Raw genomic sequence first — 26,196 nt, forward strand, 5'->3', positions numbered from 1 at the left:
GAACCATTTATGCAAAAAATGTTTGTGACTCTGGAAAAGAGCTTCGGAAAGGTGGGCGAGTGATATGAACCGCGAAATGTTGATGCTGATCGATGCCATCTCGCGCGAGAAAAATGTCGAACGGGACATTGTGCTGAGCGCTGTGGAACTGGCGCTGGCCTCGGCCACCAAAAAACTCTACAAGGGCGACGTGGACATCCGCGTGGCCATGAGTCCGGACGATGGCTCCTACGAGACTTTCCGCCGTTGGCTCGTCGTGCCCGACGAAGCGGGCCTGCAGAATCCCGATGCCGAGGAACTGCTGACCGATGCGCGCGATGAAATTCCCGACATCGAAGAAGGCGACTACATCGAGAAGCCGGTTGAAAGTGTGCCCATCGGCCGCATCGGTGCCATGGCGGCCAAACAGGTGATCCTGCAGAAGATCCGCGATGCCGAGCGCGAGATGCTGCTCAATGACTTCATGTCGCGTGGGGACAAGATCTTTGTCGGCACCGTCAAGCGCATGGACAAGGGCGATCTCATCATCGAGAGCGGCCGTGTCGAAGGCCGTTTGAAGCGCAGCGAGACGATCCCGAAAGAAAACTTCCGGACCGGTGACCGCGTGCGCGCCATGATCATGGATGTGGACCTGACCCTGCGCGGCGCCCCCATCCTGCTGTCGCGATCAGCCCCTTCCTTCATGATCGAGCTCTTCCGCCAGGAGGTGCCCGAGATCGAACAAGGCCTGCTGGAAATCAAGACCTGCGCCCGCGATCCCGGTTCACGCGCCAAGATCGCCGTGCTCTCGCACGACAAACGCATCGACCCCATCGGCACCTGTGTCGGCGTGCGCGGCTCGCGTGTCAACGGCGTGACCAACGAGCTCGCTGGTGAACGCGTCGACATCGTGTTGTGGTCCGAAGACCCGGCCCAGTTCGTCATTGGCGCTCTGGCGCCAGCCAACGTGGTCTCGATCGTGGTGGACGAAGAGCGTCACGCCATGGATGTGGTGGTGGATGAAGAAAACCTGGCGATCGCGATCGGCCGCGGTGGGCAGAATGTGCGCCTGGCTTCGGAGCTGACCGGCTGGCGCATCAACATCATGACGGCTGACGAGTCGGCCCAGAAGCAGGCCGAAGAAGCCGACGGCATCCGCAAGATCTTCATGGCCAAGCTGGACGTGGACCAGGAAATCGCCGACATCCTCATCGAAGAAGGCTTCACCAGCCTCGAAGAAGTGGCCTATGTGCCGCTGCAGGAAATGCTGGAGATCGAATCGTTCGACGAAGACACGGTCAACGAGTTGCGCACGCGCGCCAAGGATGCCCTGCTGACCATGGAAATTGCCCGGGAAGAAAGCGTCGAGGAAGTCTCGCAAGACCTGCGCGATCTCGATGGCGTCACCCTGGAACTGGTTGCCAAGCTGGCCGACGGTGGTGTGCACACCCGCGACGAGCTGGCTGACCTGGCCACCGACGAATTGACCGACATCACCGGCCAGACGCCTGAAGAGGCTACCGCTCTGATCATGAAGGCCCGCGCTCACTGGTTCACCAATGACGAAACGCCTGCATCGAACGGAACCGCGGAGGCCTGAGCGGAGAAAAGAACCTATGACAAGTACCACCGTCGCCGAATTGGCTGCCGAGCTGAACAAGCCCACCTCATCGCTGCTGGAGCAACTCTCTGCGGCCGGGGTGCCCAAGAACGCGGGCAACGACCCGATCACCGAGTCCGACAAGCAGAAGCTGCTGAACCACCTCAAGGTCAGCCACGGCACTGCGGGCGGTGAACGCAAGAAGATCACGCTGGTGAAAAAGTCCACCAGCGAGATCAAGCAGGCCGATGCCACCGGACGTGCCCGCACGATCCAGGTGGAGGTGCGCAAGAAGCGCACTTTCATCAAGCGCGATGACGAGGTGGTCGTGCCTGAACCTGTGGCCGAGCCACAAGAGCCAGCCGCCCCGGTGGTCGACGAAGCCGAACTCGCTCGCCGCGAGGAAGACGCGCGGCGCCAGGCAGAGCTGCTGCGCCGCCAGGAAGAAGAGCTGACGCAGAAGCGCCTGCAACGCGAAGCCGAAGAAGCCCGGGCTGCCAAAGCCGAGCAGGAACGTCTGGCGACCGAAGCGGCCGAAGCCACCGCACGCGCCGAGCGTGAAGCCGCCCAATCCACGGCTTCAGTCGATGCCGCGGGCAGCGCTGCAGCCCGCATCGCCGAACACGAAAAAGCCCAGGCCGCGTCGCTGGAACGTGAATCGGCCGCTCGCGTGCTGGCCGACAAGAAGGCAGAGGTCCAGAAGGCCGACGACCTGCGCGCCCAGGACCTGATCGAGCGTCGCCGCAAGGCCGAAGCCGAAGCCGCCAACATCCGCGCCATGATGGCTGCGCCGGCCAAGACCATGGTCGCCAAGAAGCCCGAGCCCACGCCGGATCCCAAGGCCATCAAGGGCACGCTGCACAAGCCCGCTGGCACGCCGGGCGCCAAGCCCGCGGGCACGACCGCGGCTGCAGCTGGCGCCGCCGCCGGTGCCGGCAAGAAAGAAGTCAAATCCGAAAACCTGTCTTCCACCTGGAAAGACGACGCGGCCAAGAAGAAAGAAATCAAGACCCGCGGTGACACCAGCGCCGGGCGCTCCAACTGGCGCGGTGGTCCGCGCGGTGGTGGCCGTCGCAACGACCGCGACAGCCGTGACACGGGTCAGAGCAGCTTCGTGGCGCCGACCGAATTCAAGGTCATTGAGGTGCACGTGCCGGAGACCATCACGGTCGCCGAACTGGCGCACAAGATGAGCCTGAAGTCGTCGGAAGTCATCAAGCAGTTGATGAAGCTGGGCCAGATGGTCACCATCAACCAGCCGCTGGACCAGGACACCGCCATGATCCTGGTGGAAGAACTGGGTCACAAGGCCATCGTTGCCGCGCTGGACGATCCAGAAGCGTTCACGGACGAAGACAGCGAACAACACGAAGCCGAGCTGTTGCCGCGTGCCCCGGTCGTGACCGTGATGGGCCACGTGGACCACGGCAAGACCTCGCTGCTGGACTACATCCGCCGGGCCAAGGTGGCCGCGGGTGAAGCCGGTGGCATCACCCAGCACATCGGTGCCTACCACGTGGAAACACCGCGTGGCATGGTGTCCTTCCTCGATACCCCGGGTCACGAGGCGTTCACCGCCATGCGGGCCCGTGGTGCGCAGGCGACCGACATCGTGATCCTGGTGTGCGCGGCCGATGACGGCGTCATGCCGCAAACCAAGGAAGCCATCAAGCACGCGAAAGCGGCGGGTGTTCCCATGGTGGTCGCATTGACCAAGATCGACAAACCCGGCGTCAACCTGGAAAAGGTGCGCTCGGAGCTGGTGGCCGAAGAAGTCGTGCCCGAAGAGTTTGGCGGCGACGTGCCCTTTGTCAACGTGTCGGCCAAAACTGGCGAGGGCGTGGATGCCCTGCTGGAGCAGGTGCTGCTGCAGGCCGAAGTGCTGGAGCTCAAGGCGCCTGTCGATGCCATGGCCAAGGGCCTGGTGATTGAAGCGCGTCTGGACAAGGGCCGCGGTGCCGTGGCCACGGTGCTGGTTCAGAGCGGTACGCTCAAGACCGGCGACGTGATCCTGGTTGGTCAGACCTCGGGCCGCGTGCGCGCCATGCTCGACGAGAACGGCAAGACCATCAAGTCCGCCGGTCCTTCCATTTCGGTGGAAATCCAGGGTCTGTCGGAAGTCCCGCAGGCCGGTGACGATTTCATGGTGATGACCGACGAGCGCCGTGCGCGCGAGATCGCCACCTACCGCGCCGGCAAGTTCCGCAACACCAAGCTGGCCCGGCAACAGGCCGCCAAGCTGGAAAACATGTTCACCGACATGTCGGCGGGCGAAGTCAAGGTCTTGCCCATCATCGTCAAGGCCGATGTGCAGGGTTCCCAGGAAGCCCTGGGCGCTTCGTTGCTCAAGCTCTCGACCGACGAGGTCAAGGTGCAAATGGTGTTCTCCGGCGTGGGTGGCATCAGCGAGTCCGACGTCAACCTGGCCATCGCCTCCAAGGCCGTGATCATCGGTTTCAACGTGCGCGCCGACGTGGGTGCGCGCAAGCTGGCCGAAGGCAACGACGTGGATCTGCGTTACTACAACATCATCTACGACGCCGTCGATGAGTTGAAAGCGGCGATGTCCGGCATGCTGGCGCCCGAGAAACGCGAAGAAATCATCGGCTCGGCCGAGATCCGCACCGTGTTCGTGGCGTCCAAGATCGGTACCGTGGCAGGCTGTATGGTCACTTCGGGTCAGGTCACCCGCAACGCACACTTCCGTCTGCTGCGCGACAACGTGGTGATCTACACCGGCGAGATCGACACCTTGAAGCGCCTGAAAGACGACGTTCGCGAAGTCAAGGAAGGCTTTGAGTGCGGTATCAAGCTCAAGAATTACAACGACATCAAAGAGGGCGATCAGCTCGAGTTCTTTGAGATCAAGGAAGTGGCGCGTACCCTCTGATCGGGGTACGTTTCGAGCACCGTCATGGCTGTCAAGAAGTCTTCCACTCCCAACCGCGGTTTCCGCGTGGCCGACCAGATCCAGCGCGATCTGGCCGAGCTGATTGCGCGCGAGCTCAAAGACCGCCGGGTCGGCATGATCACGATCAACGCGGTTGAGGTCACGCCCGACTACGCGCACGCCAAGGTGTTCTTCAGCCTGTTGACTGGCGACCCTGAAGAAACCCAGCAAGGCCTGGACGCCGCCGCCGGATTTCTGCGCAGCGGGCTTTTCAAGCGGCTGCATATCCACACCGTGCCCACGCTGCACTTCATATTTGACCGCACCACCGAGCGCGCGTCAGACATGAACGCCTTGATATCCAAGGCGGTGGCTTCGCGTTCCAAAGACGAGGAATGACCATGCAGCGCCAAAGCACCAGGGTGCAACGGCGCCCTGTGCATGGGGTGCTGCTGCTAGACAAACCGCTGGGTCTCTCCAGCAATCAGGCCTTGCAAAAGGCCAAGTGGTTGCTGCGCGCCGAAAAAGCCGGCCACACCGGCACGCTGGACCCGCTCGCCACGGGTGTGCTGCCACTGTGTTTCGGTGCCGCCACCAAGTTCAGCCAGTTGCACCTTGACGCGGACAAGACCTATGAGACCACCGTGCGCCTGGGCCTGAAGACCAGCACCGGCGATGCAGAGGGGGAGGTGATCGAGACCCGCGCCGTGACCTGTACCCCGGGCCAGGTGGTCGAGGTGCTCGACCGCTTCATGGGTCCGATCGCGCAGGTGCCGCCCATGCACAGTGCGCTGAAAAAAGACGGCAAACCGCTGTACGAATACGCCCGCGACGGCCAGACGGTCGAGCGCGAAGCGCGCCAGGTGGTGATTCACGATCTGGACCTGCTGGACATGCAGCTTGATGGCGACACGCCTTGCCTGCAACTGCGCGTGCGCTGCAGCAAGGGCACCTACATCCGCACCCTTGGGGAAGACATCGGCGAAGCGCTGGGCTGTGGCGGGCACCTGACCATGCTGCGCCGCACCGCCACCGGGCCTTTTGACGTCACACAGTGCATCACCCTGGATGCGCTGGCTTCGGAAGACGAAGGTCAGCGTCTGGCGCACCTGGCGCCGGTCCAGGTCTTGCTAGAAGGACACGTGCCGGTCACGCTGGACGCCGACAATGCCGGGCGCTACCTCAGTGGTGTGCGCAGGCGAGGCGATTGGCCTGACCAGAGCCAGGTGGCGGTGTTCGGCCCCGCGCCGGCGACCTCCACCGAAACCTCAAACCCCTCGGCGGTCCTGCTCGGCAGTGGCCACACCGAGGGCGGCGAACTCATCCCGGGGCGGCTGCTGAGCCCCATCGAAATACAGCAAATCCTGGAAACCGCAACATGAGCAAACAGATCCGCAACATCGCCATCATCGCCCACGTCGACCACGGCAAAACCACCATGGTCGACCAGCTGCTGCGCCAGTCGGGCACCTTCGCCGAGCACGAAAAAGTCGTGGACACGGTGATGGACAACAACGCCATCGAAAAAGAGCGTGGCATCACCATCCTGGCCAAGAACTGCGCCGTGAGCTGGCAGGGCACGCACATCAACATCGTCGACACCCCCGGCCACGCGGACTTCGGTGGCGAAGTCGAACGCGCCCTGTCCATGGTGGACGGTGTGGTGCTGTTGATCGACGCCCAGGAAGGCCCGATGCCGCAGACCCGCTTCGTGACCAAGAAGGCGCTGGCCCTGGGCCTCAAGCCCATCGTGGTGGTCAACAAGGTGGACAAGCCCGGCGCCAACCCCGACAAGGTGGTGAACGCCGCTTTCGACCTGTTCGACAAGCTGGGTGCCAACGACGAGCAGCTGGACTTCCCGGTGGTCTACGCCTCCGGCATCAACGGCTGGTCCTCGCTGGAAGAGGGCGCGCCGGGCGAGCAGTGGGGCCCCGACATGTCGGCCCTGTTTGAAACCGTGCTCAAGCACGTGCCCGCGCAAACGGGCGATCCTGCTGCGCCGCTGCAGCTGCAGATTTCCGCACTCGATTTCTCGACCTTCGTCGGCCGCATCGGCGTGGGCCGCATCAGCCAGGGCACGATCAAGCCCAACATGGACGTGCTGGTGATGGAAGGTCCCGACGGCAAGACCATCAAGGGCCGCATCAACCAGGTGCTGACCTTCCAGGGCCTGGACCGCGTGCAGGCCAGCGAAGCCGGCCCCGGCGAGATCGTGCTGATCAACGGCATCGCCGACATCGGCATCGGCGTGACCGTGACCGATCCCCTCACCCCCGCACCCCTGCCGATGCTCAAGGTCGACGAACCGACCCTGACCATGAACTTCTGCGTGAACACCAGCCCGCTGGCCGGCCGCGAAGGCAAGTTCGTGACCAGCCGCCAGATCTGGGACCGTCTGCAAAAAGAACTGCAATCGAACGTGGCGCTGCGCGTCAGCGAAACCAGCGAAGACGGCATTTTCGAGGTGATGGGCCGCGGTGAACTGCACCTGACCATCCTGCTGGAAAACATGCGCCGCGAAGGCTACGAGCTGGCTGTTTCCAAGCCGCGCGTGGTTTTCCGCGATGTCAACGGCGAACGCCACGAGCCGATCGAGCTGGTGACGGCCGACATCGAAGAGCAGCACCAGGGCGGCGTGATGCAGGCCCTGGGCGAACGCAAGGGCGAGTTGGTCAACATGGAGCCGGACGGCCGTGGCCGCGTGCGCCTGGAATACCGCATCCCGGCCCGTGGCCTGATCGGTTTCACCAACGAATTCCTGAACCTGACCCGTGGTTCCGGCCTGATTTCCAACATCTTCGACAGCTACGAAGCGCACAAGGGCGACATCGCCAGCCGCAAGAACGGCGTGCTGATCTCCATGGACGACGGTGAAATCTTCACCTACGCCCTGGGCAAGCTGGACGACCGTGGCCGCATGTTCGTCAAGGCCGGTGACCCGGTGTACGAAGGCATGATCGTCGGCATCCACAGCCGCGACAACGACCTCGTGGTCAACGCCACGCGCACCAAGCAGCTGACCAACTTCCGTGTATCGGGCAAGGAAGACGCGATCAAGATCACGCCGCCAATCGACCTGAACCTCGAGTACGGTGTCGAATTCATCGAAGACGACGAGCTGGTCGAAATCACGCCCAAGTCGGTCCGTCTGCGCAAGCGCTTCCTGAAAGAAAGCGACCGCAAGCGCAACCGCGACTGATGCATCTTCAACACGGCCTGGCGCCGTGTTGTTGATTCAGCACCATGCCTTTTCGCGCCTTGAGCCGCCTGAGCCACACCCAGGCGGTGTTCCTGATGATCGCGGTGACCCTGATGTGGTCCATCGCCGGGGTGGTGTCGCGCCAGCTGGAATCGGCAGCACGCTTTGAGGTGACCTTCTGGCGCAGCGCGTTCACGGCCTTGTCGTTGCTGATCATCCTGCCGGTGTGGCGTGTGGCCAGCCGTCAGGGGCGCGTGCAGGCACTCGATTCGCCAGAGCGCTCGGTCATCGGCAGAACCCTCCATCAATACTGGGGCCTGTTGCCCGAGTCGCGTGCCTTCTGGGTGTCCGGCGTGTGCTGGAGCGTGATGTTCACCGCCTTCATGCTGGCGCTGACCTTCACCAGCGTGGCCAACGTTCTCATCATCATGGCGCTGGGCCCTTTGATGACGGCCTTGCTGGCGCGCTTTGCCATCGGGCAGCGCCTGCCGTTGCGCACCTGGCTGGCCATCGTGGCGGCCGGCGCGGGCATTGCCTACATGTACGGGAGCCAGATGCTGGCCGCCTTGTCCGACGCAGAGGCCAGCGCATCGGGTCTGTTGCTGGGCTCTCTTGTGGCGCTGTGCGTGCCGGTGGCCGCTGCCGTGAACTGGACCGTGGTGCAGCGCAGCCAGTCGCATGGTGAGTCGATCGACCTCGTGCCGTCGGTGCTGCTCGGTGCGGTCTTGTCCTCGCTCTACACGTTTGCGCTTGCGGTGCCGTTTGAGGCCACCGGGGGTGACATCGGCTGGCTGGCCTTGCTGGGTCTGGTGCAACTGGCCATTCCCTGCGTGCTGTCGGTCGTCTGCGCGCGCGTGCTCAAGGCGCCCGAAGTGTCCCTGCTGGCCCTGCTGGAGGTGATCTTCGGCATCGTCCTTGCATGGTGGCTGGCGAACGAGGTGCCGGGGCCCGAGGTGCTCGCCGGGGGCAGCCTGGTGATCGTTGCCCTGGTGATCAACGAACTGATGGGCTGGCGGTCGCGCGCGGGTACACCCCGCATACAGACCCTGAGTGCCGACGCCTGCGAATCCCAGACCGATTGAACCGAGGATCATTTCCATGACCAAAACGCCCCATTCCGAAACCCAGGTCGTGGCCGAAGTCCGCGGCCGCGTCGGCTGCATCACGCTGAACCGGCCCAGGGCGCTCAACGCCCTGTCGCTGGGCATGATCCGCGACATCACCGCCGCCCTGATCGCCTGGCGCGACGACACCCATGTGCTGGCCGTGGTGGTGCGCGGCATGGGCAAGGAAGGCCCGTTCGGTGCTTTCTGTGCGGGCGGCGACATCCGGTTCTTCCATCAGGCAGCGCTGGCCGGCAACCCCGAGCTGGAGGACTTCTTCACCGAGGAGTACGCGCTCAACCACCTGGTCCACACCTACGCCAAGCCCTATATCGCGTTCATGGACGGCATCGTCATGGGGGGTGGCATGGGCATCAGCCAGGGGGCCAGCCTGCGCATCGTCACCGAGCGCAGCAAACTGGCCATGCCCGAAACCGGTATCGGCCTGTTTCCCGACGTGGGGGGCGGCTATTTCCTGAGCCGTTGCCCCGGTCGCCTGGGGGAATACCTCGGGCTCACGGGACACGCACTGGGTGGTACCGAGGCCATGACCATGGGCCTGGCCGATGCCTTGATGGACAGCGGCCGCCTGACCGGCTTGTGGGAAACGCTGGGCCAGACGCCGTTTGAAAGCGGCGAGGCCGTCGAGCGCTGGTGCCGCAACCACGAACAAAAGGTCTTCACGCGCGTCACCTGGCCGCTGGCAGAGATCGACCGGGTGTTTTCGCTGGACAGCGTGGGGGCGATCGTGTCAGCGCTGGCCACGACCCCTGGCGACTGGGCGGCACAGACACTGGCGGTGTTGAACAAGCGCTCGCCGCTGATGCTGCACGTGGTGCTGGAGCAGGTGCGCCGGGCCCGTCGCATGGGCCTGGCCGACGCCTTGCGCATGGAGCGCGACATGGTGCGCCATTGTTTCCAGTTGCGCCCCGGCGCGGCGAGTGAAACGGTGGAGGGCATCCGCGCGCTGGCGGTGGACAAGGACCACGCTCCGCGCTGGAACCCCGCACGCGTTGACGCGGTGACACCCGAGATGGTTGAGCCGTTCTTCGTCAGCCCCTGGCCTGCGCACGCGCATCCGCTGCGGTCCCTGAGCTGATCGGATCGTCAGAGACCGGCCGACAGACTCTGCACCCAGGCCAGCTGTTGCGGCAGGCACACGCGGCCGAGATCGTAGTGTGACTGGGCGAAGGCACGCGCCGCGGCGCCCAGCCGCTGGCGTTCGCTGGCGTCGTCCAGCAGCGCGCCAATGGATCGCACCAGCCCCGCCCGGTCGAAAAAATCCACGAGTCTCCCGGTTTCACCCGGCGTGATCACCTCGCGCACCGGCGCGGTATCGCTCGCCACGATCGCGGCGCCCACGCTCATGGCCTCGAGCAGGCTCCAGCTCAGCACAAAAGGGTAGCTCAGGTACACATGCACCCGCGACACCTGCAGCAGCCGGGTGAACGCCTCGCGTTCCAGCCGTCCGAGAAAGTGCACCCGGGCCCAATCCGATGCAGGCATCTGGTCCTGCACTTCGCTGCAGAACACCTCGCGCCAGGTGCGCCCGGCAGGTGCAGCGGCCCCATAGCCCGTCTCTTCGCCGCCCACCAGCAGCACCTGCGCGTTCGGTCGCTCGCGCAACAAGGCGGGCAAGGCCCTCATGAGCACATGAACGCCGCGATAGGGTTCCAGATTCCGCGCCACATAGGTGATCACCTCGTCGTCACGGGTCAGCGCCCGCGCACCGTTCGGCAACGGAAAACGCACATCGGGGTCGGGGCACAGCACATCGGTGTCAATGCCGTCGTGCGCCACGCAGATGCGGTCGCGCCAGGCCGGGGGAAAGGTGCTGGCTTGCCAGTGCGTCGGGCTCAGTGCCCCGTCCGCCTGGTCCAGGTGGGCCAGGTTGTTGAGGTTCTTCATCTGCAGGCGGCAGGCATCGGCTTGCGGATCGGGTGGTTCGAACTCGGGGTCGAAGCCCACATCGGCGCCGTCGAGCTGGTAGAAAAACTCGGCGTACAACCCCAGCCGGGCCCGAGGCCAGACCTGCTTCACGAACAGCGGTTCACCCCATCCAGGGTGTGCCACGATCACGTCGGGCACAAAGCCCTGGTTGCGCAGTGATCGCGCCGCCTGCCAGCAGGCCGTGGCCCGCAACGTCTTGGTTTCGATATCGACCAGCCAGGGGTGCAGCCCCGGTGTGTTGGCGCCCTGAAGCGGGTAGGGCAGCACCCGCACCCCGCGCCAGGTCTGCGGCTCGCCCTTCGGCTGCACCATCAGCGCCACCACCTGGTTGCCCGGTTGCGCCGACAACGCAGGCGCCAGGTGACGGAACTGGCCTGGAAAGTTCTGGTGGATGAACAGGTATTTCAAAGACGCCTTCCTCCTGCTTCCATCGGTATTCCCATTGCTCGACAGCCCAGGTCAGCGGCTGCGGCTCTTCATGGCCCGCTCGACCTCGCGCTTGCCTTCGCGCTCCTTGATGGTGTCGCGCTTGTCGTGCTCGGCCTTGCCCTTGGCCAGCGCCATTTCACACTTCACCTTGCCGTTTTTCCAGTGCAGGTTGAGCGGCACCAGGGTGTAGCCCTTCTGCTCGATCTTGCCGATGAGGCGGCTGATCTGGTCGCGGTGCAGCAGCAGCTTTTTGGTGCGCACCGAGTCCGGGCTGACGTGGGTCGAAGCCGTGTTGAGCGGGTTGATCTGGCAGCCGATCAGGAACAGTTCGCCTTCGCGGATGACGACATAGCCATCGGTCAGCTGCACCTTGCCCTCGCGCAGCGCTTTGACCTCCCAGCCTTCAAGCACCATGCCGGCCTCGAAACGCTCTTCAATCGCGTAGTTGAACAGCGCCTTTTTGTTGTCGGCAATGCGGCTGTCGACGCCCTTGGTGGACGCGCTTTTACTGGGTTTGGTGGCCATGGAGTGTCAGTTGCGGCCGTTTCTGGCCAATACAATGGCAGCGAAGAAGCTGCCGGGCGGCATGTCATTGTTGGCGGCTTGCCTGAAATGCCCGCCTGATTGTATGAAAACGATTCAAAAGTCTGTTTTGCTCTGGCACAGCGCCCACGAGATGTTCGCGCTGGTGACCGATGTGCACCACTATCCGCAGTTTTTGCCCTGGTGCGACCACGGCGAAGTGGTTGAACGCGGCGAAGAGGGCATGGTGGCCAAAGTGGGCATGTCCATCAGCGGCCTGCGCCACAGTTTCACGACCCGCAACACCCACGTGGACGACCGCCAGGTGCTGATGGAGCTGGTGGATGGACCGTTTTCGCATCTGGAAGGCTGCTGGGATTTCACGCCCCTGGGTGACGGTACGGAGCGGGCCTGCAAGGTGGAGTTCCGTCTGACCTACGGGTTCTCCAGCAACACACTGGCCAAGCTGGTGGGGCCCGTGTTTGACAAGATCGCGGGCAATCTGGTGGATGCCTTCGTGAAGCGCGCCGACGCGGTGTACGGCGCATGAACGTCACGCTGGTCTACGCCAGTGCGCCGCGCACGGTGCATGAACGGGTGTTGCAGGTTGCCGAAGGCTGCAGCGTCGCCCAGGCGCTGACGGAAAGCGGCTGGCTGAGTCTTTTTCCGGAAATACGGAATGAGCCGCTGGCTCTGGGTATCTGGGGGCACAAAGCCACGCCGTCCACGGTGCTGCGGGAGGGTGATCGGGTGGAGGTGTACCGCGCTCTCCGGGTGGACCCGAAGGTGGCACGCAGGGAGCGTTTTGTGGGGCAGGGTGCCCGCGGGGCAGGCTTGTTTGCCCGGCGCCGGCCGGGCTCCAAAGCGGGCTACTGATCGTCCTTGGAGGGATGAATCCATCCCTCGGACAGTGGTCTTACTGGGCTTGGGTTTGGGCCTGGGGAGCCGGGCCACAATCGGTGCGGATGATCTCGCTGAGCCTTTGGGTTTCGGCCGCCCGAGCCTGGTCGTCCATGATCTCGCGTTCACCCTTGGCGTTGGTGGTCGCCACACGAACGCCCGAATCCAGTGTCGCTTTGGCACGCCGTGCTCGATCGCAGTTTTCTGCCCGTGCCTTGGCCATTTTTTCGGCCTCTGCTTTCTGTTTCGCCAGTTCGGCTTCTTCGGCCTGCTTTTTCTTCGCTTCCAGCGCCGCGTCGCGCCCACTGGGTTTGGGTGGGCTCAAGGGCGCGGCCGCCTGGGGTGCCCCAACCGGCGTTTCAGTTTCCACCGTTGCGGGGGCGCTGCGCAAGCCGGGCCGCTTCAGAATGTTCTTGTCAGGCACCCCGGGCGCCGGGGCGGTGTCGCTGAACACCTTGTTGCCGGCAGAATCAATCCACAGCCATTGGGCGGGGGCGCTGCTGCAGGCCAAAACAGTCAACGCGCCGAGCGCGAACTTGAGGTAACCGGCCAGGGAAAAGGTTGAGAGTTCCATCCATCCAGTTTAACGTTTCCATCCGGCGCCTAGGGCGTCTGGCCTGCCGCGCCGGTGCCAGAGTTGATTCGCAGAGGCATTTTTGCTTCGCTCATACGCTGCACGGGAAGGCATGGGCACTCCGCAACGGCACTGGGCGCCCGGATACAATAGTGTTTTTGGAGCTTTACCCCATGCGCCTACTCGGCAAAGCGCTCACCTTCGACGATGTCTTGTTGGTGCCAGCGTACTCCCAGGTCCTTCCCAAGGACACCTCCCTCGCCACCCAGTTCTCCCGCAACATCAAGCTGAACCTGCCCTTGGTCTCGGCTGCGATGGACACCGTGACCGAGGCCCGGCTGGCGATTGCCATTGCCCAGGAAGGCGGCATCGGCATCATCCACAAAAACCTCACCCCAGCCGAGCAGGCCGCCCATGTGGCCAAGGTCAAACGTTACGAGTCGGGCGTTCTGCGCGATCCGGTGGTCATCACGCCGCAGACCACGATCCGTGAGGTCATGAAGCTGTCCGACGACCTGGGCATTTCGGGCTTCCCGGTGCTGGAGGCAGGCCGCGTGGTCGGCATCGTTACCGGCCGCGACCTGCGCTTTGAAACCCGCTACGACCTGCCGGTCAGCGAGATCATGACGCCGCGCGAGCGCCTGATCACCATGCCCGACGGCACCACACCGGCCGAGGCCAAGACCCTGCTCAACAAGCACAAGCTGGAACGCCTGCTGCTCGTGAACGACAACTTTGAGCTCAAGGGCCTGATCACGGTGAAGGACATCACCAAGCAGCTCAACTTCCCCAGCGCCGCGCGCGATGCTGCGGGCCGTCTGCGCGTGGGCGCCGCGGTGGGTGTGGGCGAGGGTACCGAAGAACGCGTGGAAGCCCTGGTGAAAGCCGGTGTGGACGCCATCGTGGTGGACACCGCCCATGGCCACAGCAAGGGTGTGATCGACCGCGTGCGCTGGGTCAAGCAGAACTACCCGCAGGTGGACGTGATCGGTGGCAACATCGCCACCGGCGGTGCGGCCATGGCGCTGGTGGAAGCCGGTGCTGACGGCGTCAAGGTCGGCATCGGCCCGGGCTCGATCTGCACCACACGTATCGTGGCCGGCGTGGGCGTGCCCCAGATCATGGCCATCGACAACGTGGCCACCGCCCTGCAGGGCACCGGCGTGCCCATGATCGCCGACGGCGGTATCCGCTACAGCGGTGACATCGCCAAGGCCATCGCAGCCGGCGCCAACACCGTGATGATGGGTGGCATGTTCGCCGGCACCGAAGAAGCCCCGGGCGAGATCGTGTTGTTCCAGGGCCGCAGCTACAAGAGCTACCGCGGCATGGGGTCCATCGGTGCCATGCAGCAGGGCAGCGCCGACCGCTATTTCCAGGAGAGCAGCACCGGCAACCCCAATGCCGACAAGCTGGTGCCTGAAGGCATCGAAGGCCGCGTGCCCTACAAGGGCTCGGTCGTGTCCATCATTTACCAGATGTCTGGCGGCCTGCGCGCTTCCATGGGCTACTGCGGTTGCCCGACCATCGAGCACATGCGGCACAAGGCAGAGTTCGTCGAGATCACCTCGGCCGGCATCCGCGAGAGCCATGTGCACGACGTGCAGATCACCAAGGAAGCCCCGAACTACAGAGCTGAATGACCCCCCCGCGCCGCCTGCGGCGTCACCCCCAAGGGGCGGCACTGGCGGCCCGGCGAAGCCGGTTCCGCGCTGCCCTGGGTTGGAGCAGCCTCTCGCCACCACGGGTCGTCTTCAGGGCGACCTTTGTTTTTCTGAAGTCCACCGTCCGCCATGCAACACCAGAAAATCCTCATTCTTGATTTTGGTTCCCAGGTCACCCAGCTCATCGCCCGCCGCGTGCGCGAGGCGCATGTGTACTGCGAGGTGCATCCTTGCGACGTGAGCAGCGAATGGGTGCGCGAGTTCGCCGCCGACGGCCAGCTCAAGGGCGTGATCCTCTCCGGCAGCCACGCCAGCGTCTACGAGGTGGACGACAAGGCGCCCGATGCGGTGTTTGAACTGGGCGTGCCGGTGCTGGGCATTTGCTACGGCATGCAGACCATGGCGCAGCAACTGGGCGGCAAGGTCGAGGCGGGCACCACGCGCGAGTTTGGCTACGCCGAAGTACGCGCGCGTGGCCACACACCGTTGCTGAAAGACATCGCCGACTTCCACACCCCGGAAGGCCACGGCATGCTCAAGGTGTGGATGAGCCACGGCGACAAGGTCACCGAGATGCCTGCGGGATTCAAGCTCATGGCCAGCACCGACAGCTGCCCCATCGCCGGCATGGCCGATGTGGATCGCGGCTACTACGCCGTGCAGTTCCACCCCGAAGTGACGCACACGGTGCAGGGCAGGGCGCTGCTGGAGCGCTTCGTGCTCGACATCTGCGCCACGCGGGCCGACTGGGTGATGCGCGACCACATCGAAGAAGCGGTGCAGAAGATCCGCGACCAGGTGGGCGACGAAGAGGTCATCCTGGGCCTTTCCGGTGGCGTGGATTCGTCGGTGGCCGCGGCACTGATCCACCGCGCCATCGGCGACCAACTCACCTGCGTGTTCGTTGATCACGGCCTGCTGCGCCTGAACGAGGGCGACATGGTGATGGACATGTTCGTCGGCAAGCTTCACGCCAAAGTGATCCGCGTGGACGCCGCCGACCAGTTCCTCGGCCACCTGGCCGGGGTGAGCGATCCGGAAGCCAAACGCAAGATCATCGGCCGCGAATTCGTCGAGGTTTTCAAGGCCGAGGCGGCCAAACTCATTTCAAGTGGTGCATCAACAAAAGGTGCCAAGTGGTTGGCACAAGGCACAATTTACCCGGATGTGATCGAATCCGGTGGCGCCAAGAGCAAGAAGGCCGTCACCATCAAGAGCCACCACAACGTGGGTGGCCTGCCCGAGCAGCTGGGCCTGAAGTTGCTGGAACCGCTGCGTGATCTGTTCAAGGACGAGGTGCGCGAACTCGGCGTGGCGCTCGGCCTGCCGCATGACATGGTCTACCGCCACCCCTTCCCGGGGCCGGGCCTGGGCGTGCGCATCCTGGGCGAGGTGAAGAAGGAGTACGCCGACCTGCTGCGCCGGGCCGACGCCATCTTCATCGAAGAGCTGCGTTCCACCATCGACCACCCCAGCGGCAAGAGCTGGTACGACCTCACGAGTCAGGCCTTCACCGTGTTCCTGCCGGTCAAGAGCGTGGGTGTGATGGGCGACGGCCGCACCTACGACTACGTGGTGGCGCTGCGCGCCGTGCAGACCAGCGACTTCATGACCGCCGACTGGGCCGAGCTGCCGTATGCCTTGCTGAAAAAGGTGTCGAGCCGGATCATCAACGAAGTACGCGGCATCAACCGTGTGACCTACGACGTGAGCTCCAAGCCGCCAGCGACGATCGAGTGGGAATGAGCCAAGATCGTCCCAAGGTGTTTCGGAACATCCCAGGAAAACCCGATTTCCCTTTAGGGACAAGGACTTAGCGTCCCGCGACGTCCCATCGAATCCCAGGGCGTCCCAGGCGTTCTGACGGTTGACTTGACGGTATCCGGACACCTAAGCTGGCAGGCCTGCAGCGATACCGTCAGACCCCATGACGGTATTTCGGTCCTGCGAAATGCAACGGATCGGAGACCTCATGAACACCTCGATGGAACGGGCGCGGGTTGGGCTGGTAAGCGCGAGAACGCGCCACGGATTGACGGAAATCAAACTGCGAGAACTACTGCCGGGCGAGAGGGCCTACAAGGTCAGCGACGGAGGCAACGGTCTCTACGTCGTCGTCTCGCCCAGTGGCAGCAGGTCCTTCCGCTACGACTACCGATTGAGCGGCCGACGCGAGACGCTGACCATCGGACGCCATGAACCGGTGGCCCGCCATGCTCAGCGATCTCACCTGGCCTACGGCATGGATGTGACACTGGAGGAGGCGCGCCTCCTGCTGGCTCGGGCGCGTGTCGATGTCAGTTCCGGGCGATCACCCGCCCGGGCCAAGGTCGAGCAGCGCAGCGAAGTCGCCGACGCCATGAATTTCGGGCGCTGGGCGAAGCGGTACTTTGAGTTCAAGTCCGACACCAAGAGCGGCGCCGAGCGCCTGGCCGACAGCACTCTGGCTTTGCGGCGTTCGATCTACGACCGCATCCTGGCCGGCCCGTTCGGGAAGTTGAACCTCGATGAAATCAAGCCGGTCGCGCTGGGTGAGTTGCTCGACCGCGTCAAGACTGAACGAGGCCCAGGTCCTGCCGTGCACGCCAGGGAACTGGTGTTGCAGATCTACCGGTTCGCCAATGGCAAGGGCGTCGACATCGCCAATCCGGCGGAAGCGCTCGCTCGGAAGGCCTACGCGACGTTTGTCCCGCGTGAGCGCAACCTGAGCCGCCACGAAATCAAGACCTTGCTCGACGGACTGGAGATGACGGGCACTGCCCCGACACTGCGGCTGGCCGTCAGGTTCTTGCTGCTGACGGGTGTGCGCAAAGGTGAGTTCATCGGGGCCACCTGGGCGGAAGTGGACTGGGAACGGGCCCAGTGGCTGATCCCCGCCGCAAGGATGAAGGCAGGCAAGCCGCATACGGTGTATCTGGCAGAGCAGGCCCTGGACATTTTGACAACGCTTCGAACCTGCTTTCCGTCGAGCAACTTTCTCCATCCAAGCCGGTATGACTCCGCCGAGCCGATCAGCCAAGCCACGCTGAACCGGACGATCGCCGCTTCGGTGGACCGGATCAACAAGGATCGAACACCCAGTCAGGAGCTGTTTCTGCCAGTCTCCGTGCACGACCTGCGCCGAACGTTCTCGTCACGCCTCAACGACGCGCTCTTCCCGGAAGCATTGGTGGAAGCCTGCCTGGCCCACCAGAGAAAGGACCAAGTCGCTGCCGCCTACAACCATGCTCGGTTGTCCGGGCCTCGGCGGGCCCTCATGCAAGTCTGGGCGGACATGGTGGACTGCTGGATGCGTGGTGATTCCGCGAGGGAGATCATCGTCAGGGGGAAGGCGAAGATCGATGCGGCGGCGAACGACGCAGAAGGCATGAACTTGTAGGCTGAAGCAACACCCTGTGTAGTTTTCGTTGCTCGGCGCGTCTGTCTGGACCCAGCATGAAGCGCCTTTTGCGCTCCAGATACCGCTTTGCAGCGTTTGGAGCCGGTCGCGCCCGGGAGTTGGGTTCACGGTGCCTGGCACGAAGCCGTCATCGGCTCACCCGGCAGCACGGCGGCATCAATGACAGGTATCGAAGGGGCTGCAGTCATCCAGCGTGGCTGGCCGCAGATGGCTCAGCCAACTCGCGGTCGAATGTCAGCTGCTCGAAGGGCCGAACTCACGCTCGCGACCCTAAGCAGTCATGCGACCCTATAGGCCGACCTGTGATCGGGGTCCGTTTCTTCCACCTCACTATCGTTTTCAGGTTGATTTCATGGCGCGCAGAAAGCGTTGACTATTTTGTATTGATCGACGGACAACCTTTGTCGTTGTGGCACTTCCGTGCAGAACCTGGCCCATAATGCTTTCTTCTATTCAAGGTAAAAGATTGCACCATCAAAACTTGCGATCAAACAACTAGCCTATAGTCGTTGATGGCCCCACAACCAATTAGGAGAAATTCATGAGCGACGACACCAAAAAGTGCCCCGTAACCCACATGACTACTGACTTCGGCGCCCCCGTGGTCACTAACCGCGACAGCCTCACTGCAGGTCCTCGCGGCCCCTTATTGGCTCAGGATGTCTGGCTGAATGAAAAGCTGGCCGGTTTTGTGCGCGAGGTCATCCCAGAGCGCCGCATGCACGCCAAGGGATCGGGTGCCTTCGGCACATTCACGGTCACGCACGACATCACCAAGTACACCCGCGCTAAGATTTTCAGCGAGGTAGGAAAGAAGACGGAGATGTTTGCCCGCTTCACTACGGTAGCTGGGGAGCGCGGTGCGGCCGATGCCGAGCGCGATATCCGTGGTTTTGCTCTGAAGTTCTATACCGAAGAGGGAAACTGGGACATGGTGGGCAATAACACTCCGGTGTTCTTCATCCGCGATCCTCGCCAGTTCCCTGATCTGAATAAGGCCGTCAAACGCGACCCTCGCACAAACTTGCGCAGCGCCACCAACAATTGGGATTACTGGACGCTTCTGCCCGAAGCTCTGCACCAAGTCACTGTCGTCATGAGCGATCGCGGCATCCCTGCCAGCTACCGTCATATGCACGGTTTCAGCTCGCACACCTACAGCCTCTGGAACCAGGCCGGCGAGCGTTTCTGGGTCAAGATGCATTTCCGGACCCAGCAGGGCATCAAGAACCTTACCGATGCAGAGGCCGGCGAATTGGTCGCCCAGGATCGTGAAACCCATCAGCGCGATCTGTATGAAGCCATCGAACGTGGCGAATATCCCAAGTGGACGATGTTTATTCAGGTCATGCCAGAGGCTGATGCGGAGAAGTACGCCTTGCATCCGTTCGATCTGACCAAGGTCTGGTACAAGGGCGACTATCCGCTCATCGAAGTTGGTGAGTTCGAGCTGAACAAAAACTCCGAGAACTTTTTCGCCGACGTTGAACAGGTGGCCTTTTCCCCTAGCAATCTGGTACCTGGTATCGGTGTCAGTCCGGACCGTATGCTGCAAGCACGCCTTTTCAACTACGCCGATGCTCAGCGCTATCGACTGGGCGTAAATTACCACCAGATCCCTGTCAATCAGGCTCGCTGCCCAGTGCACAGCAACCACCGCGATGGTCAGGGGCGGGTCGATGGCAACTATGGTGCTTTGCCGCACTACGAACCCAACAGCTTTGGCCAATGGCAGGGCCAGCCGCAGTTCTCGGAGCCGCCGCTCAAGCTCACCGGCAATGCAGCCCACTGGAGCTACGACAAAGATGACCACAACTACTTCGAGCAACCTGGCAAGTTGTTCCGTCTAATGAACGACGGTCAGAAGGAAGCGCTTTTTGGCAACACCGGCAGAGCCATGGGCGACGCTCCAGAGTTCATCAAGTTCCGTCACATCCGCAATTGCCACGCCGCAGACCCTGCATACGGTGCAGGCGTAGCCAAGGCCCTGGGCATCAACCTTGAAAAGGCACTGGCCTCAAAAAAGGATGACCCTATGTACGGAAACCCACTGGTCGCCCTGCCTGCGTAGTAAAAGCGCCGGAAATATGAAAAAGAGCCTTGGTAGACGCCAAGGCTCTTTTCTCACACCGTCAACTAAGTCAGGTTCTTCAGTCATTGGCAAGCAACCTCATCTGGTCAGATCGATGTCGACTTGCTAGGGAGTCACGTAGTCTTGTAGCCCCTTCAACAGTGCATCAAATGTCACCTTGCAGCTCGGGTTATTGCGCAGATCTTCGTGCATGGTGAGCCAGGTCTCCAGGCTCAGCGGAATGCTGCCAGGCAATATGTTCACCAGATTCAGGTCGCGCGCCGCTATATGCATTTGGCACACGCCAATACCGCAGCCAGCTCGGATCAGCGCAATCTGTGCCATGTCGTTGTCGGTACGCACCGCAAAGTTTTCGCGGTTCCAGATTGGGAATGCCTTGCGTGCGGCACGCACGAACGGCGTCTCTTCATCAAAGCCAATCAGCGCGTGCTGAGCCAGATCAGCCAGAGAGCTGGGAGTCCCGTGCTTGTCCAGATAGCGTTTGTGCGCATGAAAGCCAAGTGGCATCACTCCAACGCATCGGGCAATTAGTTGCTCCTGTCTGGGCTGTGTCATGCGCACGGCGATGTCGGCTTCGCGCTGCAGGAGGTCCTGCACCCTGTTGGTCAGCACCAGTTCTACCGTCAGGTCCGGGTGTGTGTCCTGCAGTTTCGCCAGGATAGGTGGTAATACCTCTTGCCCTATCACCTCGCTGGCCGTAACTCGCACTGTGCCTTGGATACCTGAGCCTTGGCTTTCGGCCGCGCGCTTCAGCGCAGCGGCAGCGCTGTACATGGTCAGGGCAAACGGCTGCAGCGCTAGCGCCGCCTCGGTGGGTAGGTAATCCCCCCGAAAAACCAAAGTTCCCAGAAGTAGAATTTTCCAAGAAGGAAGTTCTACGTGAAGAAGTCGAGATTTACCGACAGCCAGATCATGGCTGCCTTGAAGCGAGTTGAGGCCGGTCTGGCGGTGCCAGAGATCTGCCGGGAGGTGGGGATCAGTACCGCTACTTTTTACAAGTGGCGTGCCAAGTTCGGCGGTATGGACACCTCCATGATGGCCCGCATGAAGGAGCTTGAAGACGAGAACCGGCGCCTCAGGAAGATGTATCTGGAGGAGAAGCTCAAGGCTGAAATCGCCAACGAGTACCTCGCAAAAAAGTAACACGGCCATCTCGTCGGCGCGAGATGGCCAAGGAAGTCGTGCAGCAGCGTGCCGTCGCCATACGAGTCGCCTGTGCGGTGTTCTCGATCAGTGAATCCTGCTACCGCTACGAGTGCAAACAAAACGCCGAGAACGAGGAGATTGCCAACTGGCTGATGCGCCTGACGGACAACCACCGCAACTGGGGATTCGGCCTGTGCTACCTGTACCTGCGCAACGTGAAGAATTTTGGCTGGAACCACAAACGGGTCTACCGCATTTACCGCGAGCTGGAGCTCAACCTGCGCATCAAGCCACGCAAGCGGCTGATGCGGGAGAAGCCGCAACCATTGGCCGTGCCGCAGGCTATCAATCAGGTCTGGTCCATGGACTTCATGCACGACAGGCTGGAGGACGGCAGGAATCTGCGCTTGTTCAACGTGATCGACGACTTCAACCGTGAGGCGCTTGGCATTGAGGTGGACTTCTCGCTGCCCAGTGAGCGGGTGATCCGGGCGCTGAAGCAGATCATTGCCTGGCGAGGCAAGCCGCTGGTGATTCGTTGCGACAACGGGCCGGAGAACATCAGCGGCACCATTCAGAACTGGGCCAGTGAATGGGGCATCCAGATCGAATACATCCAGCCTGGTAAGCCGCAGCAAAACGCCTACGTTGAGCGGTTCAACCGGACGGTGCGATACGAATGGTTATCCCAGTATCACTGGTCAAGCCTTGAAGAGGTTCAGGACTTCGCCACGCAATGGATGTGGTCCTACAATCACGACCGCCCGAACATGGCCCTGGGCGGATTCACCCCAAAGCAGCATCTGGCCATGGCTGCATAACCGTTCTACTTCTGCGGACTGTGGAAATTGGGGGGATTACCGGTAGTAGCCCCGTTTGCGAACGGGTAAACAGCGTCACGCCCAATGCTGTTTCCAGTGCGTCGACATGCCGCCCCACGGTGGGCTGGGCAATTCCCATGGAGCGCGCTGCACCGGACAGCGAGCCCTCTTCCAGTACGCCCAAAAAGGTGCGATACAGCTCCCAGCCAATATCGGTGTTGTTGATGGTCATACGAAAATGTATGGCGACTATCACATCTTGGTCAATTGCTTAATAGCAGTGCCCGCTAGAAACTCCTTGCCATCGCAACACATCCGGGGGTAATGAATGGAAAGCAACACGGCCTTGGTTCTAGGAGCCACCGGCGGCATTGGTGGCGAAATGGCTCGGCAATTACGCGATGCTGGCTGGACAGTGCGTGCATTGCGCCGAAGCGGTGAGCAGCAAATTGAGCGGCGCGACGGCATGGTCTGGATTCGCGGCGACGCCATGAACCGCGAGGACGTGCTGGCAGCAGCAGAAGGCTGTTCCGTCATAGTGCACGCAGTCAACCCACCCGGTTATCGTCGTTGGGGTGAGCTGGTACTGCCCATGCTGGACAACACCATCGCCGCCGCGCATGCTAACGGAGCTACTATCGTGCTGCCTGGCACAGTCTACAACTACGGTCCCAGCTCCTTTCCCACGTTACATGAGGATTCACCGCAGCAGCCCATCACCCGGAAGGGAAGCATACGTGTGGAGATGGAGCAGCGTCTGAAGCAGGCCAGCAGCCAGAACTGCAGAGTGCTCCTGGTGCGTGCGGGGGACTTCTTCGGACCCAAGCTGGGCAGTAGCTGGTTCTCGCAGGGCATGCTAAAGCCCGGTCAGCCGGTTAAGTCTATTAGTGTGCCCAACGCACCCGGCATGGGCCACCAGTGGTCTTACCTACCCGACGTAGCCCGCACTATGGTGGAGCTGTTGCAGCTGCGTAGCACGTTGGATCCCTTTGCCGCCTTCCACATGGCCGGTCATTGGGACGCAGACGGCACCCAGTTGGCGGAAGCGATCTGCCGCGTGGTAGTCAAGCGCGGAGGAGTCAAGCCCAAAGTGAGAGCCTTCCCCTGGTGGCTTACCGTGCTTGCTGCGCCCTTTGTACCGACCCTGCGAGAGCTATGTCAGATGCGCTATTTGTGGAGCACGCGGGTAAAGATGAGCAACGCCAAGCTGGTCTCGACGCTTGGGCATGAGCCGCATACGCCGCTGGATGAGGCGGTGGAGGCCGCCTTGGAAGGTATGGGGTGCTTGCAGACGACGCCTGTGCGCAAGTTAAGCACCGTCAACAGTGATGGCTAACGACATCTGTCGCAAATTTCACAGTGCTTGATTGACTGTGATCAACCTAGAACTGCCTTTCACAGCTACCTACCGGACGACAGCTTCTGGCCGAAAGATCTGCTCCTGTTCGACGCCACATAGCTGCCTTTGAAGGCGGCCGCCCCAGCGCCGGAGCAAAGGCCGCCCCCCATGAAAACCTCAGATCTCAGTCTGTTCTGAGATTTCAAGAGCATCGTCGACCTCGATGCCCAGGTACCGCACGGTCGATTCCAGCTTGGAGTGGCCGAGCAGCAGTTGCACGGCTCGGAGGTTTTTTGTGCGTCGATAGATCAACGTTGCCTTGGTCCTTCGCATCGAGTGGGTCCCATATTCAGAACGATCAAGGCCAAGGTCACACACCCAGCGCCCAAGAATCCGGGCGTACTGCCGAGTCCCCAGATGTGGCGAATCGTGGAGCCGGCTGGGGAACAGAAAGTCATCTGATTTCAGCGCGGCTTGCTTGATCCAGGCCTGCAGGGCCTCTCGGGTAACTCCCGTGATTTCGAACTGGACTGGGCGCTTGGTCTTGTGCTGCATGACGATGGCGCGCGTGGCCACCTGATCACCATGGGACACGTCACGTACCTTGAGTGCGACGAGGTCGCATCCGCGAAGCTTGCTGTCTATGCCGAGGTTGAAGAGTGCGAGCTCGCGGACCCGACCTTCCATTTGAAGTCGTACACGCAGAGCCCAAATGTCCTTCACCTTGAAGGGGGCCTTTTGCCCGACGATCTTGCCCTTGTTCCACGGTTCGTGATGAACTGTATTGCCTGAGGTTTCCATGATGGTCTCCCATCGAGTTGAGGGTCTCAGATCATGCGCTTGTCAGTATGCATCCGGCCATCCCACCTTGACCGGTGAACGCTCGCGCGCAGAAGCTATATTTCAGGAATCGGCCAACAAAGGCTATCGGCCGGTCCGGACGGTGGTAGTCGCAGAGGCGAGCATCCCGAGCTATCCTGTGCCTTTCTACTGGGAAGAGTGAATGAATACATCGACCCCCCCCTCCGCAAGCAGGCGATCATTGCTGGGCGCTGTTGGCGCTGCGGCCGTCCTTGGGCACCCGCCGCTGCATGCGGCCGGTGGGGCTTGGCCGCGTAACAGCGGCGCGGTCGCCGGCGTCGCGCTCGATCTCGGCGAACGCCTGGACCAGGGCGTGCACAGTGGCGAGCTGGCGAACTTGCACGCTGTGTTCATAGCGCGGCACGGCAAGGTGGCCTTGGAGCGCTACTACACAGGCACGGACGAACGCTGGGGCACTCCGCTGGGTACCGTCACCTTCGACGCGGACACGCTGCATGACCTTCGCTCGGTCAGCAAGAGCATCGTGGGCCTGCTGTATGGCATGGCACTGGCTGAAGGTAAGGTGCCCGCTCTCGATACGCCCGTGCTGGACGCCTTTCCCGCCTACGCCGACCTGGCGCCGGACCGACAACGGCGCGCTATCCACATTGCCCACCTGCTGTCCATGACGATGGGGCTATCGTGGAACGAGGATCTACCCTACAGCGACCCGCGCAACAGCGAGATCGCGATGGAGAACAGCGCGGACCGCTACCGGTACGTCCTGTCGCGGCCAGTCGAGTCGGCGCCGGGGACCGCTTGGCGCTACAGCGGGGGCACCACCGCGATTCTGGGGCACTTGGTCGCGCGCGGCGCCGGGGTACCGCTGCTCGACTTCGCCCGCTCGCGCCTGTTCGAGCCACTGGGCATTGAGCAGGCCGAATGGACGCCCGGCTTCAATGGAGAAGCGGCAGCGGCTTCTGGGCTGCGGCTTCGGGCAAGCGACTTGGCGCGCATCGGGCAACTGATCTTGGAGCGTGGCTCCTCGCAGGGCAATCAGATCGTGCAAGCCGACTGGATCACGGCGAGTCTCACACCACGGATCCCGGCCTTTGAAGGTGTGCAGTATGGTTACCACTGGTACCTGGCGCCGCGCCGCGACGGCTCTCCGGCAGTGATGGGCATTGGCTACGGAGGCCAACGCCTGGTTGTGGTTCCCTCGCTGGACTTGGTCTACGTCATCTTCATGGGCAATTACCAGCAGCCATTTCCAGTGCAGCTGCAGCGCGTTTTCGCGGTACAGAACTTGATTCATGGATCGGTGGGAGCGTAAGGCCAACTGCATCGGAAAGGCTGCTTCGGGTGCCCTCCTACATGGTGGGCGGGCTTCCTTTTCGAAAGTGGCCGGCGATCCCATCTTGATGAGTAGCTGCTCAGCTCCAAAGGCTAGACTTCAGGAGTCGGCCAGAAGCGGACCTTCCATCTCATGCGACCATTTCGTCTCGTTGTTTTATACGCGCTATTGGCACCGCCTCTAGGCGGACTGTTGTTCTGGGGGTTTGAGTTTCTACCGCCTCTCGCGAGCGCGGTACTCGATGGACGCATGAACGACCGTTTGCTAGCTGCGATGACCAAGATGGCGCTGATGCATGCGGTCTTCAGTTACCTGCTTGGCTTGCTCCCTGCTGTTTGCACGGGAATCGCGCATGCGCTTTTGCGGCGTGGGGGTCTCCAATACATGCTTCGAATCGTCTCAGTAGGACTTGTGGGTTTTTGTTCGACCGCAG

Annotated in this window: 22 protein-coding genes and 2 pseudogenes; 16 read left to right on the plus strand and 8 right to left on the minus strand. The window is 62.3% G+C overall.

From position 1 onward, the window contains the following. The first annotated feature begins 64 nt into the window (after positions 1-64). From nusA to AC23D4_RS04020, 7 genes are read left to right on the plus strand one after another with little or no spacing between them, the layout of a single operon-like run. On the plus strand, positions 65-1,579 hold the full coding sequence (gene nusA, locus AC23D4_RS03990; RefSeq protein WP_472887918.1) for a transcription termination factor NusA: 1,515 nt from the start codon (positions 65-67) through the stop codon (positions 1,577-1,579). A 16-nt stretch (positions 1,580-1,595) separates the two neighbouring features. Further along, a complete protein-coding gene (gene infB / locus AC23D4_RS03995) occupies positions 1,596-4,469 on the plus strand; it encodes a translation initiation factor IF-2 (protein ID WP_472887917.1) in 2,874 nt (957 codons plus the stop codon). A gap of 24 nt (positions 4,470-4,493) precedes the next feature. Next, positions 4,494-4,868, plus strand: a complete 375-nt coding sequence (gene rbfA, locus AC23D4_RS04000; RefSeq protein ID WP_305360126.1) for a 30S ribosome-binding factor RbfA — start codon at positions 4,494-4,496, stop codon at positions 4,866-4,868. A 2-nt stretch (positions 4,869-4,870) separates the two neighbouring features. Then, positions 4,871-5,851 carry a tRNA pseudouridine(55) synthase TruB gene (truB, locus tag AC23D4_RS04005; protein WP_472887916.1) on the plus strand — a complete coding sequence of 327 codons (981 nt, stop codon included), beginning with the start codon at positions 4,871-4,873 and terminating at the stop codon, positions 5,849-5,851. After that, positions 5,848-7,668: a translational GTPase TypA gene (gene typA, locus AC23D4_RS04010; RefSeq protein ID WP_472887915.1), complete on the plus strand. Its 1,821-nt coding sequence runs from the start codon at positions 5,848-5,850 to the stop codon at positions 7,666-7,668. Before truB ends, typA begins: the two co-directional genes overlap by 4 nt. A 44-nt stretch (positions 7,669-7,712) precedes the next feature. Further along, entirely contained in the window at positions 7,713-8,750 is a 1,038-nt protein-coding gene (locus AC23D4_RS04015; protein WP_472887914.1) for a DMT family transporter, read from the plus strand. Between the two features lie 16 nt (positions 8,751-8,766). After that, the gene (locus tag AC23D4_RS04020; protein ID WP_472887913.1) at positions 8,767-9,870 is read left to right on the plus strand and encodes an enoyl-CoA hydratase/isomerase family protein; all 1,104 of its coding nucleotides are present in this window, start codon (positions 8,767-8,769) and stop codon (positions 9,868-9,870) included. 8 nt (positions 9,871-9,878) lie between these two features. Here the strand turns inward: AC23D4_RS04020 and AC23D4_RS04025 are convergent, their stop codons facing one another. Together AC23D4_RS04025 and smpB are read right to left on the minus strand one after the other, a co-directional pair. Beyond that, positions 9,879-11,129 (minus strand): glycosyltransferase, encoded by a 1,251-nt coding sequence (locus AC23D4_RS04025; protein ID WP_472887912.1) that lies wholly within the window; start codon positions 11,127-11,129, stop codon positions 9,879-9,881. A 51-nt stretch (positions 11,130-11,180) separates the two neighbouring features. After that, complete coding sequence (smpB, locus tag AC23D4_RS04030) at positions 11,181-11,675, minus strand: SsrA-binding protein SmpB (RefSeq protein WP_472887911.1); 495 nt, start codon at positions 11,673-11,675, stop codon at positions 11,181-11,183. A gap of 103 nt (positions 11,676-11,778) precedes the next feature. Here smpB and AC23D4_RS04035 point away from each other — a divergent pair, with 103 nt between their 5' ends. Further along, positions 11,779-12,222 (plus strand): type II toxin-antitoxin system RatA family toxin, encoded by a 444-nt coding sequence (locus AC23D4_RS04035; RefSeq protein ID WP_472887910.1) that lies wholly within the window; start codon positions 11,779-11,781, stop codon positions 12,220-12,222. After that, positions 12,219-12,548 (plus strand): RnfH family protein, encoded by a 330-nt coding sequence (locus tag AC23D4_RS04040; RefSeq protein WP_472887909.1) that lies wholly within the window; start codon positions 12,219-12,221, stop codon positions 12,546-12,548. The genes AC23D4_RS04035 and AC23D4_RS04040 overlap by 4 nt, the downstream gene beginning before the upstream one ends. A 40-nt stretch (positions 12,549-12,588) precedes the next feature. Here the strand turns inward: AC23D4_RS04040 and AC23D4_RS04045 are convergent, their stop codons facing one another. Beyond that, positions 12,589-13,026, minus strand: a complete 438-nt coding sequence (locus AC23D4_RS04045) for a DUF4124 domain-containing protein (protein WP_472887908.1) — start codon at positions 13,024-13,026, stop codon at positions 12,589-12,591. 293 nt (positions 13,027-13,319) lie between these two features. Between AC23D4_RS04045 and guaB the strand changes: the two genes are divergently transcribed. From guaB to AC23D4_RS04060, 3 genes are all read left to right on the plus strand, one after another. Then, the gene (gene guaB, locus AC23D4_RS04050; RefSeq protein ID WP_472887907.1) at positions 13,320-14,789 is read left to right on the plus strand and encodes an IMP dehydrogenase; all 1,470 of its coding nucleotides are present in this window, start codon (positions 13,320-13,322) and stop codon (positions 14,787-14,789) included. Positions 14,790-14,939: 150 nt separating this feature from the next. Then, positions 14,940-16,556 carry a glutamine-hydrolyzing GMP synthase gene (gene guaA, locus AC23D4_RS04055; protein WP_472887906.1) on the plus strand — a complete coding sequence of 539 codons (1,617 nt, stop codon included), beginning with the start codon at positions 14,940-14,942 and terminating at the stop codon, positions 16,554-16,556. 226 nt (positions 16,557-16,782) lie between these two features. Then, positions 16,783-18,189 (plus strand): tyrosine-type recombinase/integrase, encoded by a 1,407-nt coding sequence (locus AC23D4_RS04060; protein WP_472887905.1) that lies wholly within the window; start codon positions 16,783-16,785, stop codon positions 18,187-18,189. A gap of 307 nt (positions 18,190-18,496) precedes the next feature. Here AC23D4_RS04060 and AC23D4_RS04065 read toward each other — a convergent pair. Then, positions 18,497-18,648: pseudogene (locus tag AC23D4_RS04065) on the minus strand (IS481 family transposase); the annotation flags it as partial. Between the two features lie 103 nt (positions 18,649-18,751). Between AC23D4_RS04065 and AC23D4_RS04070 the strand changes: the two are divergent. Next, positions 18,752-20,281 carry a catalase gene (locus tag AC23D4_RS04070; protein ID WP_406560094.1) on the plus strand — a complete coding sequence of 510 codons (1,530 nt, stop codon included), beginning with the start codon at positions 18,752-18,754 and terminating at the stop codon, positions 20,279-20,281. A gap of 126 nt (positions 20,282-20,407) precedes the next feature. Here AC23D4_RS04070 and AC23D4_RS04075 read toward each other — a convergent pair whose 3' ends face one another. Further along, entirely contained in the window at positions 20,408-21,076 is a 669-nt protein-coding gene (locus AC23D4_RS04075) for a LysR substrate-binding domain-containing protein (protein WP_487623694.1), read from the minus strand. A 105-nt stretch (positions 21,077-21,181) separates the two neighbouring features. Here AC23D4_RS04075 and AC23D4_RS04080 point away from each other — a divergent pair. Next, a protein-coding gene (locus AC23D4_RS04080; RefSeq protein ID WP_472887725.1) for an IS3 family transposase occupies positions 21,182-22,269 on the plus strand; the annotation gives its coding sequence in 2 pieces (ribosomal slippage) (positions 21,182-21,434 and positions 21,434-22,269; 1,089 coding nt in all). Between the two features lie 40 nt (positions 22,270-22,309). On the opposite strand, the pseudogene AC23D4_RS04085 reads toward AC23D4_RS04080, so the two are convergent. Next, positions 22,310-22,501: pseudogene (locus AC23D4_RS04085) on the minus strand (helix-turn-helix domain-containing protein); the annotation flags it as partial. Between the two features lie 96 nt (positions 22,502-22,597). On the opposite strand from AC23D4_RS04085, the gene AC23D4_RS04090 reads away from it, so the two are divergent. After that, on the plus strand, positions 22,598-23,605 hold the full coding sequence (locus AC23D4_RS04090; RefSeq protein ID WP_406560095.1) for an SDR family oxidoreductase: 1,008 nt from the start codon (positions 22,598-22,600) through the stop codon (positions 23,603-23,605). 180 nt (positions 23,606-23,785) lie between these two features. Here the strand turns inward: AC23D4_RS04090 and AC23D4_RS04095 are convergent, their stop codons facing one another. Both AC23D4_RS04095 and AC23D4_RS04100 read right to left on the minus strand, forming a co-directional pair. Beyond that, positions 23,786-24,409, minus strand: coding sequence for a tyrosine-type recombinase/integrase (locus AC23D4_RS04095; RefSeq protein WP_472887904.1), 624 nt, complete (start codon positions 24,407-24,409; stop codon positions 23,786-23,788). A gap of 238 nt (positions 24,410-24,647) precedes the next feature. After that, a complete protein-coding gene (locus tag AC23D4_RS04100) occupies positions 24,648-24,812 on the minus strand; it encodes a hypothetical protein (RefSeq protein WP_472888012.1) in 165 nt (54 codons plus the stop codon). 27 nt (positions 24,813-24,839) lie between these two features. On the opposite strand from AC23D4_RS04100, the gene AC23D4_RS04105 reads away from it, so the two are divergent. Beyond that, a complete protein-coding gene (locus tag AC23D4_RS04105) occupies positions 24,840-25,742 on the plus strand; it encodes a serine hydrolase domain-containing protein (protein ID WP_487623736.1) in 903 nt (300 codons plus the stop codon). Positions 25,743-26,196: the final 454 nt, after the last annotated feature.

This window comes from Hydrogenophaga sp. L76, assembly GCF_057654755.1.